Origin of the sequence: Priestia koreensis (assembly GCF_022646885.1) — a bacterium.
GTDB lineage: Bacteria > Bacillota > Bacilli > Bacillales > Bacillaceae_H > Bacillus_AG > Bacillus_AG koreensis_A.
In genome coordinates, this window is sequence record NZ_CP061868.1 from 1,458,683 (window position 1) to 1,473,224 (window position 14,542).

General features: G+C 42.5%; 14 protein-coding genes and 1 tRNA gene. All 15 read left to right on the forward strand.

Annotated elements, in window-relative coordinates; all coding sequences use genetic code 11:
- Nucleotides 1-2: 2 nt before the first annotated feature.
- The 15 genes from IE339_RS07220 to IE339_RS07290 all read left to right on the forward strand — a co-directional run bounded on the left by IE339_RS07220 (nucleotide 3) and on the right by IE339_RS07290 (nucleotide 14,438).
- The gene (locus tag IE339_RS07220; RefSeq protein ID WP_242175171.1) at nucleotides 3-1,412 is read left to right on the forward strand and encodes an extracellular solute-binding protein; all 1,410 of its coding nucleotides are present in this window, start codon (nucleotides 3-5) and stop codon (nucleotides 1,410-1,412) included.
- A 4-nt stretch (nucleotides 1,413-1,416) separates the two neighbouring features.
- The gene (locus tag IE339_RS07225; RefSeq protein WP_242175172.1) at nucleotides 1,417-2,430 is read left to right on the forward strand and encodes a zinc-dependent alcohol dehydrogenase; all 1,014 of its coding nucleotides are present in this window, start codon (nucleotides 1,417-1,419) and stop codon (nucleotides 2,428-2,430) included.
- Entirely contained in the window at nucleotides 2,427-3,476 is a 1,050-nt protein-coding gene (locus IE339_RS07230) for a Gfo/Idh/MocA family protein (RefSeq protein WP_242175173.1), read from the forward strand. Before IE339_RS07225 ends, IE339_RS07230 begins: the two co-directional genes overlap by 4 nt.
- 13 nt (nucleotides 3,477-3,489) lie before the next feature.
- Nucleotides 3,490-4,542: a Gfo/Idh/MocA family protein gene (locus IE339_RS07235; RefSeq protein ID WP_242175174.1), complete on the forward strand. Its 1,053-nt coding sequence runs from the start codon at nucleotides 3,490-3,492 to the stop codon at nucleotides 4,540-4,542.
- Between the two features lie 24 nt (nucleotides 4,543-4,566).
- On the forward strand, nucleotides 4,567-6,153 hold the full coding sequence (locus tag IE339_RS07240) for an FAD-dependent oxidoreductase (protein ID WP_242175175.1): 1,587 nt from the start codon (nucleotides 4,567-4,569) through the stop codon (nucleotides 6,151-6,153).
- Complete coding sequence (locus IE339_RS07245) at nucleotides 6,134-7,111, forward strand: acetylxylan esterase (protein WP_242175176.1); 978 nt, start codon at nucleotides 6,134-6,136, stop codon at nucleotides 7,109-7,111. Before IE339_RS07240 ends, IE339_RS07245 begins: the two co-directional genes overlap by 20 nt.
- Before the next feature lie 21 nt (nucleotides 7,112-7,132).
- Nucleotides 7,133-7,984 carry a sugar phosphate isomerase/epimerase family protein gene (locus IE339_RS07250; protein ID WP_242175177.1) on the forward strand — a complete coding sequence of 284 codons (852 nt, stop codon included), beginning with the start codon at nucleotides 7,133-7,135 and terminating at the stop codon, nucleotides 7,982-7,984.
- Entirely contained in the window at nucleotides 7,981-8,730 is a 750-nt protein-coding gene (locus IE339_RS07255; protein WP_242175179.1) for a hypothetical protein, read from the forward strand. Before IE339_RS07250 ends, IE339_RS07255 begins: the two co-directional genes overlap by 4 nt.
- Complete coding sequence (locus IE339_RS07260) at nucleotides 8,730-9,707, forward strand: Gfo/Idh/MocA family protein (protein WP_242176140.1); 978 nt, start codon at nucleotides 8,730-8,732, stop codon at nucleotides 9,705-9,707. Before IE339_RS07255 ends, IE339_RS07260 begins: the two co-directional genes overlap by 1 nt.
- Before the next feature lie 12 nt (nucleotides 9,708-9,719).
- The gene (locus tag IE339_RS07265) at nucleotides 9,720-10,736 is read left to right on the forward strand and encodes an NAD-dependent epimerase/dehydratase family protein (RefSeq protein WP_242175180.1); all 1,017 of its coding nucleotides are present in this window, start codon (nucleotides 9,720-9,722) and stop codon (nucleotides 10,734-10,736) included.
- Nucleotide 10,737: 1 nt separating this feature from the next.
- The gene (locus tag IE339_RS07270) at nucleotides 10,738-11,796 is read left to right on the forward strand and encodes a dihydrodipicolinate synthase family protein (RefSeq protein ID WP_242175181.1); all 1,059 of its coding nucleotides are present in this window, start codon (nucleotides 10,738-10,740) and stop codon (nucleotides 11,794-11,796) included.
- 50 nt (nucleotides 11,797-11,846) lie between these two features.
- A complete protein-coding gene (locus IE339_RS07275; RefSeq protein ID WP_242175182.1) occupies nucleotides 11,847-12,719 on the forward strand; it encodes a Gfo/Idh/MocA family oxidoreductase in 873 nt (290 codons plus the stop codon).
- Nucleotides 12,720-12,825: 106 nt separating this feature from the next.
- Nucleotides 12,826-12,899 (forward strand) — tRNA-Thr (locus tag IE339_RS07280).
- A 528-nt stretch (nucleotides 12,900-13,427) separates the two neighbouring features.
- The gene (locus tag IE339_RS07285) at nucleotides 13,428-13,796 is read left to right on the forward strand and encodes a hypothetical protein (protein ID WP_242175183.1); all 369 of its coding nucleotides are present in this window, start codon (nucleotides 13,428-13,430) and stop codon (nucleotides 13,794-13,796) included.
- A 384-nt stretch (nucleotides 13,797-14,180) separates the two neighbouring features.
- Nucleotides 14,181-14,438, forward strand: a complete 258-nt coding sequence (locus tag IE339_RS07290; protein WP_242175184.1) for a hypothetical protein — start codon at nucleotides 14,181-14,183, stop codon at nucleotides 14,436-14,438.
- The last annotated feature ends 104 nt before the right edge of the window (nucleotides 14,439-14,542 follow it).

Consider the following 14,542-nt stretch of genomic DNA (forward strand, 5'->3'; position numbering starts at 1 on the left):
CAATGGGTGAGAAAAAAAGTCGTGAGCAGTTTAAACAATTGCTTGATCATTTTGTGACGAGCATTCGAGAACAAATTTTAAACGGAGAACTTGAGGTTGGCGAGTATTTACCGTCTGAGCTTATTTTAGCGGAGCGTTTTTCTCTCAGTAAAAATTCCGTTCGCAAAGGGCTTGATGAGCTTGTGAATGAAGGGCTCATCATGAAAAAGTCACGAGTAGGAAATATTGTGGCATCAAGTCAGCTTATTGAAAAGGTCGTGCTTCGAGTAGGGTACTATCCATCTCTTGAAAAAGAAGCCTCTTTTTTAACATTGGTGGAGAAGTTTGAAAAGAAGCACGCTCATATAAAAGTACAACCGATTGCCTTACCGTATGATCACTATCATCAAACGGTACGAGATTTCTTTAAAAATGATTTAGTAGACGTAGTGACGATTAACTATAACGATTTTCGAGAATTCAAAAGTGGACCAAAGGAGTTATTCGAACCGTTTGATTGGAATGATGACGTCTATCCGTTTTTGCAAGAAGGGTTTCGTCAGGATCATTTATACGTCATGCCGTTTATCTTCTCTCCAATTGTGCTGTGCTACAACCAACAGCACTTTAGAGAGAGCGGCCTTTCCTTCCCAGATAGCAGTTGGACATGGGATGATTTATTGAGAGCGGCCAATCAATTAACGGCAGGTAACGGACATCAGCACGGGTTTTATTTTCATCCGCTGTCTGTTAACAGATGGCCAATCTTCTTGCTACAAAATCAAGTGTACTTTTCTCGTGATGCAGAAGGAGAAGTACAGTTTGATGAAAAAAAATTAATTGAGAGCATTCACGTCTGCCGTAATATTTTTGAAGAGCAGGGCATGATGCAGAATTTCTTGTCTGACAGTGATACGGATGCAGAGCAGCTTTTCGCTGAACAAAACGTTTCAATGATCCTTGCATCCTACTTCAGTCTCAATGAAATGAAAGAGCATCTGATTCAGTATGATATTGCACCACTTCCGTATTTTTCAGACGCACGTACGCTGCTGTTAGCGATCGGTTTTGCGGTCAATAAAACGTCCTTGAAACGAGATATTGCTAAGCAATTCGTTGAGTATATGACGTCTGAAGAAGCGCAGGATACGATTCGACGTGAAACGCTGAGCCTTCCGAGTATGAAGAAAGTAGCCGAAATGAGCGGGGGTGAACGGGTGTTTCATCCGTCTCGTTATTCGCTATTTCGTGAAATTATCCCTACGTACCGCTGGTATACCGATTTGGGCGTTCGGTTTCATGAGCTTCGTGAAATGAAAAATGAGCTTCGTCTCTATTGGTCTGGTTTGACAAACGAAGAGCTTTTTTGCAAACGCTTAAGGGCAAAGCTATCTCCATCTCAAAAGGAATGGACACAAATAGGAAGAGGGTGAAGCATTGAAAACAATCATTGCCAACAACCGACAAGTTCAAATTGTAGAAGAGAACATTCCAAAAGTGGTCGCTGACTACGTACTGATTAAAACTGTTTTTTCAGTCATCAGCCCAGGCACTGAAATCAGTATGCTTACTCAAAGCGAAGGCCAGCGCTTCGCTTTGGGGTATAGTGCTCTAGGAAAAATAATAGAATGCGGAGAAGGAACGGAGCCGTTTCAAAAGGGAGATTTAATCGCCTGCTACGGAGCCCCTTATGTGCGTCACTCTGAATACTTGCTCGTACCGAAAACGCTATGCCGAAAAATTCCTGATTCTGTAGATCCAAAAGAGGGAGCACTTGGTGGTCTAGGTGCGATTGCCATTCACGCCCTTCGCATTGCGAATCTCCAGTTCGGGGAGACAGCCATTGTAGCGGGTTTAGGGATTTTAGGGCAGCTTCTTGCTCAAATTGCACACGCCGCATCTTATCAAGTCATTCCGTACGACATCTCACCAGAGCGCGCATCACAGTTTCAAAGCATTACCGGAATTAAAAGTATGACGACAGCAGAACAGTTAGAGGATCAGATTCAGCGTCAAACGGAGGGCCAAGGAGCAGATGCCGTATTCCTATGTGCAGGTGGAAAGAAATCTTCGTTAACAACCGACAGCTTGAAGTGGATACGTGATAAAGGAAAGGTCATTATCGTAGGTGACATTGAGCCTCTGTTTCCACGAAATCTAATGTTCTCGAAAGAAGCACAAATTTTAATTTCACGTGCCGGAGGGCCGGGAAGGTACGATCCGATTTACGAAAAGAATGCCGTTGATTATCCGTACGGATTTGTACGCTGGACAGAAGGACGAAACGTAGGTGAATATTTAAGGCTTCTTGCGCAAAAAAAAATAAACGTCACGCCATACGTTCAAGACGTCACGCTGCTAGAGAAGGTGGAAGAGGCATTTCAGTCGCTCATGACGAATCATCAGTCTCTTACCAAGGTCATTCAGTATGAGGAAGGAGTAGATGTATGACAACTACTCGCGTTGGAGTCATTGGAGCAGGCTCAATTGCTGCAGACGCCCACATTCCCTTTTTGCTTAACATTCCTCACGTAACGATTGCCGCAATTGCTGACTTGCAGAGGAAGCGAGCAGAAGAGGTTGCAGCTCAGTTTAACATCCCCTCCTTTTACAGGGATGCGGTCGAAATGCTAGAACAGGAGAAGCTAGACGGGGTGTTCATTTGTACATCCAACCATTCTCATATTCCACTCGCATTAGAGGCTGCCAAACGGGGTGTACATGTATTTATCGAAAAACCAATTGGAGTTTCGCTGCTAGAAGTAGAGCATTATCTTCAAGTGGCGAAAACGAATCACGTACTAACAATGGTCGGAATGACACACCGGTTCCGCCGCGATGTTCAAATTGCGAAAGAATTAATTGAGCGTGGTGATTTGGGCGATATTTACCACGTGAATGCAAGGTTTCTAAGAAGACGAGGAACGCCAAAGGGCTGGTTTACACAACATGCACTTTCTGGTGGAGGAGCTATGATGGATACTGGCGTTCACGTATTAGATTTAGCATGGTATTTGCTTGGAGAGCCAAAGCCCTTATCAGTTAGCGCTTCTTCCCAAAAAGGAGTAGGTGACTACAAAACACGCTATAACACAAGCTGGTCTTCGAGTGAGAAGGACCAATCTCACTTATTTGACGTTGAGGATTTTACGTCTGCTTATATTCGCTTTCAAAATAAAGCGAATGTAAACATACAGGTTTCATGGGCCGTGAATGGCCCTCAAGATGAGGATATCGTCCTTGAATTGTTTGGAACCAAGGGAGGCCTTCAATTAACACCGCTTACGCTTTTTAAAGAAGAAAATCATTTATTTGTGGAAACAAGGCCTGCCTACGAAAAAAATATACCATTTGCCGATGAGCTTCAGCACTTTATTAGCTGTATTCGCACCAATGAACCACCGCTTATAAGTGGAACGCAAGGATTAGCCGTACTAAAAATGATTCAGGCAATCTATGAATCTTCGCGCACGTCATCAGAGCAAGTAATGAAGTGAAGGAGGAAGAGAAATGTTAAAGATTGGGATTGTTGGATTAGGGAGTATTTCAGAGCATCATATTAAACCGTATTTAACGAATAGTGATGTTGAGGTTGTCGCGCTTTGTGATTTAAACGAGGTACGCTTAAGGGAAAAAGGAAAGCTGTACGGAATTAATCATTTATACACAAGCTATGAAGAGATGCTAAAGGAAAGCCAAGTAGAAGCCATTAGCATTTGTACATGGAATAATTCACATGCTGAAATTGCTATTAAGGCACTTGAAGCGGATAAGCATGTGCTCGTAGAAAAACCGCTTTGTAAAACCGTAGAGGAAGCGCTTCGAGTAGAAGAAGCGGTCAAAAAGTCAGGGAAAGTTCTGCAAGTTGGATTTGTCCGACGTTTTGGAGAGAATACAACGATTTTACAGAAGTTTTTAGATGGTGGCGACTTAGGGGAGATCTATTATGCCAAAGCTTCTTGTATACGTCGACTTGGAAACCCAGGAGGTTGGTTTTCAGACCGTGAGCGATCAGGCGGAGGACCGCTTATTGATTTAGGCGTTCATATGATTGATATTTGCTGGTATCTTATGGGGAAACCGAAACCAGTAGCGATTAGCGGTCATACATATCATAAGCTTGGCAATCGCTCTCATATTGAAAATTTATCATTCTATCAAGCTGCTGATTACGATCCAACCCATAACACGGTAGAGGATTTGGCAACGGCGCTGATCCGTTTTGAGAACGGAGCCTCGTTATACGTAGATGTGAGCTTTACGCTACATGCAAAAAAGGATGAAATTTTTGTGAAGCTATTTGGTGACAAAGGCGGAGCAGAGTTTGAACCTGAGCTGCAAATTATTACCGAAAAATACAACACGATTTTAAATGCAACTCCACAAATTGATCATTTAAGCTTTGCATTTGAGAAAGCGTTTCACAATGAAATTAATCATTTCGTTGATTGCTGCAAACATAACAAAAAGCCAATTAGCTCTGTTGAGGACGGGGTAACGGTGATGAAAATGCTTTGCGGTGTCTATGAGTCTGCTCAAAAAGGAAAAGAAATTCGCCTATAGTTGCTGACAGAAGGAGGACAGAACATGGCCATTGATTTATTGATTATCGGAGGAGGAATGGGAGGCTGTGCCGCCGCACTTTCCGCCTGTTCTCAAGGTCTAAAAGTCGTGATGACAGAAGAGACAGATTGGATTGGCGGTCAAGTAACTGCGCAAGGCGTGCCACCTGATGAACATCCGTGGATTGAAGAAGCCGGATGCACAGAATCATATCGAATGTACCGTGAAAAGGTACGTCAGTATTATCAGGATCACTTTTTAATTAAAGGTGCGACGGATCAGCTGTTTAATCCAGGTAAAGGACTCGTAAGTAAAATCTGTCACGATCCGCGCGTATCGCTACATGTCCTATATGACATGCTTGGACCTTATCTCTTAACAAACCAACTTACTATTCTACCTCATACCATCATCAAGAATGTTACGATGCAGCAACGAGAGCTCAAACACGTAACGATTCAACATCTTCACACTCACCATGAACACACACTCAAAGCACGCTATTATATTGATGCAACAGAAGCTGGAGACGTTCTACCATTAGCAGAAATCCCCTACGTGACGGGGGCAGAAGCGAAGGATGACACGAAGGAAGATCATGCCCGTGAAAAAACAGATCCGCGTGATATTCAAGCATTTACCTCTGTGCTTGCAATGGAATATCGTCCAGGCGAAGAGCACATCATTGAAGAGCCGGCGATGTATACCTTTTTTCGAGATTATCAGCCACACTTTTGGCCAGATAAAATGCTGAGCTTTTACGCACCTCATCCAATTACACATGAGAAAAGAGAATACGATCTATTTCCTGGTGGAGCGGGCTTTCCATTATGGACATATCGGAGAATATTTGCTGCAGAACAGTTTCCGCGCTCAAAGTCGTTTGATGTAAGCCTTATGAACTGGCCGCAAAATGATTATTTGCTAGGAAATATTTATGACGTGTCTGAAGATGAAAAAACAAAGCATCTGTACCAGTCAAAGCAACTAAGTCTATCGCTTTTTTATTACTTGCAAACCGAAGCCATTCGTCCAGATGGCGGGATAGGTTATCCAGGTCTAATGCTCCGATCAGATGTATTTCAAACAAAAGATGGCTGTGCAAAAGCACCGTACATTCGAGAATCTAGGCGTATTCACGCAGAATATCGTATAACAGAGCATGATGTATCACCTGCCTATCACAAAGGAGGTACAGGGAAATGTCACGAGGATCGTATTGGGATCGGATCCTATAGTATTGATCTTCATCCGAGCTTATCGGGACAAAATTACCTGGACATTCCGGCACTTCCGTTCCACATTCCACTTGGAGCGCTCATCCCACAGCAGGTCGATAATCTTTTAGCTGGGTGTAAGAATATCGGAACGACCCATATTACAAACGGCTGCTTCCGACTACATCCGGTGGAATGGAATATTGGAGAAGCGGCGGGCATGCTTGTTGCGTTTTGCTTGCAGCAAAAAAAGCAGCCAACAGAAGTACGAAATTCAGCTGTTCTTTTACGAGAGTTTCAGCTGTTATTGCGTAAAAAAGGATTTGAGCTAGAATGGCCCGACCACTTTTACAACGAGCGATTGGAGAAGGACAATGCCGAGACAAGTCAATGATTTGCCGTTACAGGAGTTACATGTCTACAAACCTGATTTGTCGCTACCTCATGATTTTAATTCATTTTGGGAAAAGCAAAAGGAAATGATTGGCCAAAAATCAAACGATGTTTGGTTAACATGGACCAATTATCCCGTTGAAAAAGTAGAGGTGGCGGACGTTGTCTTACGAAGTTTTGATGAGACCCCTTTGCACGGATGGTACATCAGACCAAAGGGCGTAACAGAGGGCCCTGTTTTAATTCATTATCATGGTTATACAGAAGGTCGAAACGTGCCAACTAAATACTTAGTGTGGGCACTATTAGGATTTACGGTCGTTTCGTTTGATCAACGAGGGCAGGGGAAGTCTCCGGACTTTGCTCTCTATGAGAATGGTTCGCGTATACCTGGGTGGATGCTAAGCGGCATTTATCAGCCGGAAAACTATTATTATACGAACGTATACCGTGACTCATTAGCGGTGCTGAAATGGCTAAAAGAAGAAGCACCCGTCAAGCCAACGAAATTGGGCGCATTTGGTGCCTCACAAGGAGGAGGTCTCGCTCTCGCTTCAGCAGGTCTCGATGCTGACATCTCATTTGTAGCAGCAGACTACCCGTTCATGACGCACATCGAGCGCGCGCTAAACGTGGCCTTAAAAGGGCCTTATATGGAAGTCGTGAACTATTTAAAACTGAATGACCCTCAATACGAGCAGTTTGATCAGATACTCCGAACGTTCTCATACGTAGATGCACTGCACTTTTGTCCGCGTATACAGGTTCCTCTCTTAATAGGGATTGGGTTAGAGGATGCGGTTGCTCCACCTTCATCGGCGTTTGCTGCGTTCAATCATGCGAATACGTCAGAGAAAAAGATCGAAGTGTATCCGCAGTTTAGCCACGAATTTAACCCGTTTCAAGAAGAAAAACGGCTGCATTTTATTGTAAAGCAGCTGCAGAAATTAAATAAGTAGATGGTGAAAGGTGGGAGTGACGTGAAGGTTAGCGTTAGCATGTATAGCCTAAGCTCAACGATTAAAGAAGAAAAGTGGAGCATCCTTGATTTTTGCCACTTTGCCCATAGTATTGGACTTGAAAGCGTAGAACTTCTTGATTTTTACTGGACAGATGAGCAAAAGGAACGTCCAGAAGTGATGAAGTGCTTGGACGAGCTAGGAATGACCGTCTGCTGCTACGACGTATCCAATGATTTTGTGAAGCAAACACAACAAGAGCGCGATGTTCAAATCAGAAAAGTGAAGAATGCGATTGATACGGCAGTAGCGTTAAAAACAAACGTAGTGCGCGTATTCTGTGGGGATGTGCAAGACGGCATCAGCTTTGAGGACGGTAAGAGTTGGATTATTGAAGGGCTAGCCGAGAGTGCGGTCTATGCGGAACAGCAAGGGGTTATATTAGCGATTGAAAATCATGGGCTGCTTGCTGGGAAAAGCGATCAGGTAAAAGAAATTTTAACAGCCGTTCAAAGTCCGAACGTGAAATCGACCTTTGATACAGGTAATTTTCTGCTAGTAGAGGATGACCCATTGAAGGGGCTGCAAAAATTGATTGATCAGGTAGGGCACGTTCATTTTAAAGACTTTCGCAAAAAGCAGCCTGGCGAACAAAATAAAGGATTTACGTCCATTACAGGTCAAGAGTGGATTGGCGTAGTTCCAGGCGATGGTGAAGTGGATGTGAAGGGAATTATTCAGGAGCTTAAAAAAAGTGGATATGACGGGTGGCTGTCGGTTGAGTACGAAGGATTTGATGACGCCAAAAGTTCAGTGAAAGAAGCTGTATCAAGACTTCATCATTACGTGAACGAGCAGGAGGTAAAGGGATGAACATCATTCAAATTCAGGATCACGCAGTCATAAAAGGTAAACAGGAATTTCCCTCTATTTCTTTAGCTCTACACGGAGCTCAATCACCTGAAATTATACTTTACTTGCAAACCGAAGACAGAGAGAAATGGAAGGAGGCTCTTCGTACGACGTATCCCGTTTGCTTGGACGCCTCAATCGTAATGAAAAATCTTTTCGATGACTCATTTGTCGAAGAGTTGATCGGAAGTAGCGTATCGGTTTCCTTCCCACTAGGCTCGCATCAGGCGTTTCAAAAGCTTGTAAGCACAATGAGTGAATGGAGTAAGCAAGGTGTTTTACGCGTAAGAAGAAAAGAAAAAGAACGAAAACAACCCCTTCATAACCTCCTCGTGAGTGATTTATTCAATCTGTCCCTTGCGGTTGGCGAAATGGATCGTTTGCATATTCGACATTCATCGATTCAAGACATTGAGCATGTGATTGTGATGATTCGCTTTAAAAATGAAGCAATAGGCCACTATGAGTTCACCATTTCCCGAGAGGCTGAGCCACAATTATATGCAGAATGGAGCGGTCGAGAAGGAGTAGTGGAGTATAACAGTGAAGACGCCACACCATTCACAATAGAAGGTGACGTCACAACCTCGTTTTCTTCTCCAGTAGCCATTGCTCCGGTGCTGTTTACGGATACGCATCTGAAAACGCTACGATCGGTTCATCAGCTGTTTGACACATCTTTTAATTTAGTAAATGGGGTGAAATGATGAAAGTTGGAATAATGAGTTTCGCTCATATGCATGCGTATAGCTATGCCGATTGTTTAAAACAAGTCGATGGCGTAGAGCTTATTGGGATTAGTGATGAGAACGAAGAACGAGGAAGTCAGGCGGCAAAACAGTATAACACGACCTTTTACCGAACGGATGCGGAGCTTTTAGCGCAGGATTTGGATGCGGTTATTATTTGCAGTGAAAACGTTAAGCACAAAGATATGGTCATTCAAGCCGCAAGAGCGAAAAAACATATTTTGTGTGAAAAGCCTATTGCGACGTCTGTAGAAGACGCGACGGAAATGATTCGGGTTTGTGAAGAGGAAGGCGTCATTTTACAAACCGCTTTTCCGGTGCGTTTTAGTGAGCCGATGCAGCAACTGAAAAAGGCAGTTGAAAAAGCACTAATTGGGGAAATTGTTGCGATCCGCTCAACAAATCGTGGCCAAAATCCTGGCGGCTGGTTTATAGAAAAAGACCGATCTGGCGGCGGTGCGGTTCTAGATCACACCGTTCATATGGTGGATATTATGCGCTGGCTGTTAAATGAAGAGATCAGCGAGGTTACGGCAGAAGTTGATCGCTTTTTTCAAGATCATGATATTGATGATGCGGGCCTACTTACGCTTGTTTTTGAAAATGGTGTCATTGCTTCTCATGATGCAAGCTGGTCACGATCCAAAAATAATCCAACGTGGGGAGACGTTACGATTGAACTAATTGGAACAAAAGGAACGCTCCGGGCAGACGCTTTTAAAGAACACATTAAAATTTTCTCTTCCACAGGGAAAGCCTATCAGCATACGCTGTACGCAAAAGACATGGATCTCGGCTTAATCGAGGACTTTATTCAAACAGTGCGCGAGAAGAGAACGCCGTCTATTACAGGCTTTGATGGCTTAAAGGCGATGGAAGTAGCGCTTGCAGCTTATGCGTCAGGTGAGAAAAAGCAGCCGATCAAATTAGGATAAGGAGGGAGTTTTATGAGAACCATTTCGGAGTTAGAGGAACAGCTTACACGTCCTACACAGCGCTTAGTAGAGGATATAAAAAAGATTGACGGTGACATTATGATCTTAGGTGTTGGAGGGAAAATGGGACCGAGCCTTGCGAAGCTAGCAAAAAGAGCAATCGATGCGGCGGGTATTACTAAGAGAATTATAGGGGTTTCTCGCTTTTCAAATCGTGAACACCAAAAGGATTTAGAGGATGCGGGCGTAGAGACGATTGCAGCTGATTTAATGAATGAGCAGGATCTTGAAAAGCTCCCACTTTGTCAAAACGTAGTTTATATGGCAGGAACCAAGTTTGGAACACATGGAAATGAACATTACACATGGGCAATGAATACTTACTTACCAGGGCGAGTAGCGGAGAAATACCGTAATTCAAACATCGTCGTGTTTTCAACGGGGAATGTTTATCCACTTACACCCGTAAAAAAAGGTGGATCTCTTGAAACAGAAAAACCAAATCCGGTCGGGGAATATGCACAGTCATGTTTAGGGCGAGAGCGAATCTTTGAACATTTTTCCACAAAGTATCGAACGCCACTATGTATCTATCGCTTGAACTATGCGATCGATATGCGCTACGGGGTGCTTCTCGAAATAGCAAAGCAGGTGTATGCCAAACAACCAGTTGATGTGAGAATGGGGCATGTGAACGTCATTTGGCAAGGAGATGCTAATGAATATGCCATTCGTTCCTTGTTGCATTGCAGTGCGCCTACGACGATTTTTAATATTACGGGTCCTGAAACGGCATCTGTAAAATTTATTGCCCAAGAATTTGGTCGCTTGTTTAAAACGGATGTTGCATTTGTTCACGATGAACAGGATACCGCGCTTCTTAGTAACGCAGCGAAAAGCTTTGAAGCATTTGGCTATCCGAGTGTGTCACTGCGAAAAATGATGACATGGATGGCAGAATGGGTAGAACAGGACCAGCCAACCATTCAAAAGCCAACGCACTTTCAGCAGCGTGAGGGGGTCTTTTAAGATGGGACTATCACAAGAGCTGTTGCATTTTTTGCATGATGGAACGGTAATACCTGCACATCCTCTTGCACTCACAGAAGACCGGAAGTTTGATGAAAGCCAGCACAAGCTTTTAACGAATTATTATATCTCTTCAGGTGCAGGAGGTGTAGCAATTGGGGTGCATACGACGCAATTTGAAATACGTGACCCAAAACACAACTTATACGAGCGCGTTCTTAAAGTCACGATGGATGCTATTAACGAGGCGCATGTATCTAGGCCCTTTTTAAAGATTGCTGGGGTATGCGGGCCAACACAGCAGGCAGAGAGAGAAGCAACCATCGCTAAGAACCTTGGGTATGATCTTGCCCTCGTGAGTGTGGGTGGGCTAGGGGACTATTCGGAAAAAGAACTTTTAGAACACGTACGATCCGTTGCAGCCATCATGCCTGTTTTTGGTTTTTATCTGCAACCGTCCGTTGGTGGAAGAGTACTAAGCTTCGAGTTTTGGAGAGAGTTTGCTGACATTGAAGGCGTGCTTGCTATTAAGATGGCTCCGTTTAATCGCTACCAAACGCTCGACGTCGTAAGAGCGGTGTGTGAATCTAAAAGAAGAGATGACATCGCGTTGTACACGGGAAATGACGATCAAATCGTGCTTGACTTACTAAGTAGCTATAAATTTTATGTGAACGGTCAACACGTCGAAAAACGAATCGTGGGCGGACTGCTCGGACATTGGGCTGTTTGGACAGCCAAGGCAGTAGCGCTTTTAGAAGAAATAAAAGCCGTGCGAAATGATTCATTGCTTTCTACAGAATGGTTTCAGCGGGCCCACGAAGTAACGGACAGCAATGCGGCATTCTTTGATGCGAAAAATCAATTTGCAGGCTGTATTGCAGGAATTCATGAAGTACTTCGGATGCAGGGGCTGTTAAAAAATCGACTCTGCTTGAATCCGCATGAGGAGCTGTCAGAAGGACAGACCGAAGAAATTCAGCGTGTTTATTCGGCATACCCTCATCTGCACGACGACCACTTTGTTCAAACCTTTTTAGAAACGCAGCACGTAAAATAAGAAAAGGGCCTCCTAAACGTGAGGCCCTTTAATGGAATTGGAGGGGTCACATGCGTATCGCACTCATTGGACCTGATACGTCTCATGCTACAGCATTTACAAAGCTATTAAACGATGAAAGTCATCCGTTTCACGTAAAAGGTGGAAAAGTGACAGTGATGTATCCTTTTTTTTCTTCGCATATTCCGATTAGTAAGAACCGGGTCAAAGGATTCGTTCAAACTCTAACAGAGGAATACAACGTTGCGGTTGCGGATAGCTTAGCAGATGCCATGAAAGAAGCAGATGCTGCATGCATAACAGCTGTCGACGGCGATAGCCACCTACCTTTGTTCAAGGAGCTATCAGCCTATCAAAAGCCCATATTCATTGATAAACCGTTCGCTCATTCGTTAGCAGATGCCAGAGCTATTTTAGAACGTAGCGAGGAGACGAACACACCCGTGATGAGCTGTTCCGCCCTAAGATTTGCGGAATCCCTGCAAGCTAGTCGTCAGGCGATTCAGGCACCTCTTACAGGCGCTTATATTCGTGGTCCACTGTACTTCGAAGGAGGGATTCCAGGTTATTTTTGGTACGGTATTCATTGTGTGGAAATGCTTGTGTCCATGATGGAGAGGAGCCACGACAAAGTAAGCGTGCATAAAACTTCTTCAGGGGAAATGCTCACCTTTCATTATCAAGGTGGTCAAACCGCCGTTGTGCATCTTGAGCAGGATGCGCCGTTTGAAGCTGTCATCCATACAGAAGAGGGCTCCTACTATGCGCCAATCTACAAGGATCAGACGCCATTTTATTCACTTATTCTTCAGGAAATTATCAATTTTTTTCAAACGGGTCATAGTCCGGTGTCAAAGGAAGAAATGCTCTGTGTCATTGAATGTCTAGAAGAAGCGAATGCTTTAAGAGAAGAAAAAAAGTAGATTTTTTCGTCAAAAGCCCTTGCGGAAATAGAGAAGTTTTCATATAATAAAAAACAGCCGTTAGTAATTAGCAAATTATTCTATGTTCTAACGCACAATCTATTTCGCTGGTGTAGCTCAGTCGGTAGTAGCGCATCCATGGTAAGGATGAGGTCGCAGGTTCGATTCCTGTCACCAGCATAAACTCAACAATAGCAAGTGTTCACGTCTTATTTTACCAGCTTTATTTTAATGTGGTTTTATTTACAATTAAATGTGTATTCAGCAACCTCTTTACATTTTTATGTGAAGAGGTTTTTTCTTTACTATTAGGTTCACTATTAAGAATATTTTTAAAAGTAAAAAGAAACAGCAAGCAAAGCTACTGTTTCTTGGAAGGGCGTTGAATCTTACCGAGAAATAATGTAGAACATAATAAGAAGAGCGTTCCTAAACCGTATCCAGCTACTGCTGAATAAGGAATGTAATTATTTAGTGCTAATCCGCCCATGATAGATGCAGCAAAAAACATTAGAAACATCACCGTATAGTTCTTTTTCAATTATTCCACACCTCATTTTTACCATTATTATACTATTTAAAGGAATTAAAAGGAATAATCCTGCATATATCCGATTTTTTTATAATTTCTTTCCTCACAAAATAGTGTACATATCACCTCAATCTTATAAATAAATTAAACTAATCGATTGTGAGGAGCTGATGTGAATGAGTAGTGAATTTAGTTGTTTAGTGTGCAAAGGCGCCTATTTTAAAAAAGGTTATTACGATTTGGATTTAGACACAAGTATCTATTCAACGGCTTACAACAATGCGACAATCACTGGAGAAGGAAACGTTAGCGTTCACACGGATATCTATAATAATGTGCATACGACGGGAGATCTAGATTTTAGAGTCTATCATCCTGAAAAAAACGACTCCTCATACTCATGTGTGTACAAATATGCGTGTGAGGATTGTGGGTACATCATGTCATTTACAAAAGAAAAGAAGGTAGAGTGTAAGTATGAAGAAAAGAAACGAGAAGAAAAAGAGAATGCTTTTGACTGGAGTGCATTTGGACCGAAAAAATGAGTATGGCCATTCAGAGGAATGGCTTTTTTATTTGCCATCTTCAGCGTGATTTTTAACCTTCTAAAACTAGTCATTGAAACGATTACAATCGATGGATAAATAATTGATGTGCTGTAAAATTTTTCTTGAACGGAATCGTTTCTATCGATAAAATAATTCGGTAGCTTGTTAACTCGTGGGAAAACACGAAGTGAATGTTCAAAATTCAGTAGGCGTTTCGGTTTGAGTTGGTGCTACAGTGTTGAATCATATTCTTATTTTCTTATTAAGATTTATTTAAGAATTCACGCGGATTTAATCCACACAGGAAGTAGACGTGTAGAATATTTTTCTTTCTATCTACTAGTTAAGGTAAAATATGTTTTAAATGAAGGAAGAGCACCAATGTCATTTAACGAAATAGGACTCCTCATTTTCTTCGGAATATTGGATATCCTTCTTTTTGTACTAGCTTTTACATATAAAAGAAAAGCATCGAATGAGAGTGGAAGTTTTGGTTCACCTGACAATTCAGGAGCGTTTTACATGAACGTATTATCAATGACACCTTTTTTTGTTCAAAAGTTATGGAGGTTTCTACTAGCTTTTGGATTGTTAGCACTGATTGTATTTGTAGAATTAAAAGGGCATCATATTTTATAAAGAAAAGCGATTAAAGAAAGTATGTAATTCAAAGTCCGTTTCTAAAAGACGGAGTCGGCTTTTGGCTTTTTCGTAATCCTAGATAAATAAAAAAGACTTTTTTC

Bases quoted from the DNA above. Each gene is read 5' to 3' on its own strand.
- IE339_RS07265 (WP_242175180.1), top strand. From the start codon at position 9,720: ATGAGAACCATTTCGGAGTTAGAGGAACAGCTTACACGTCCTACACAG.
- IE339_RS07290 (WP_242175184.1), top strand. From the start codon at position 14,181: ATGTCATTTAACGAAATAGGACTCCTCATTTTCTTCGGAATATTGGAT.
- IE339_RS07260 (WP_242176140.1), top strand. From the start codon at position 8,730: ATGAAAGTTGGAATAATGAGTTTCGCTCATATGCATGCGTATAGCTAT.
- IE339_RS07235 (WP_242175174.1), top strand. From the start codon at position 3,490: ATGTTAAAGATTGGGATTGTTGGATTAGGGAGTATTTCAGAGCATCAT.
- IE339_RS07275 (WP_242175182.1), top strand. From the start codon at position 11,847: ATGCGTATCGCACTCATTGGACCTGATACGTCTCATGCTACAGCATTT.
- IE339_RS07230 (WP_242175173.1), top strand. From the start codon at position 2,427: ATGACAACTACTCGCGTTGGAGTCATTGGAGCAGGCTCAATTGCTGCA.
- IE339_RS07270 (WP_242175181.1), top strand. From the start codon at position 10,738: ATGGGACTATCACAAGAGCTGTTGCATTTTTTGCATGATGGAACGGTA.
- IE339_RS07220 (WP_242175171.1), top strand. From the start codon at position 3: ATGGGTGAGAAAAAAAGTCGTGAGCAGTTTAAACAATTGCTTGATCAT.
- IE339_RS07245 (WP_242175176.1), top strand. From the start codon at position 6,134: ATGCCGAGACAAGTCAATGATTTGCCGTTACAGGAGTTACATGTCTAC.
- IE339_RS07285 (WP_242175183.1), top strand. From the start codon at position 13,428: ATGAGTAGTGAATTTAGTTGTTTAGTGTGCAAAGGCGCCTATTTTAAA.
- IE339_RS07240 (WP_242175175.1), top strand. From the start codon at position 4,567: ATGGCCATTGATTTATTGATTATCGGAGGAGGAATGGGAGGCTGTGCC.
- IE339_RS07255 (WP_242175179.1), top strand. From the start codon at position 7,981: ATGAACATCATTCAAATTCAGGATCACGCAGTCATAAAAGGTAAACAG.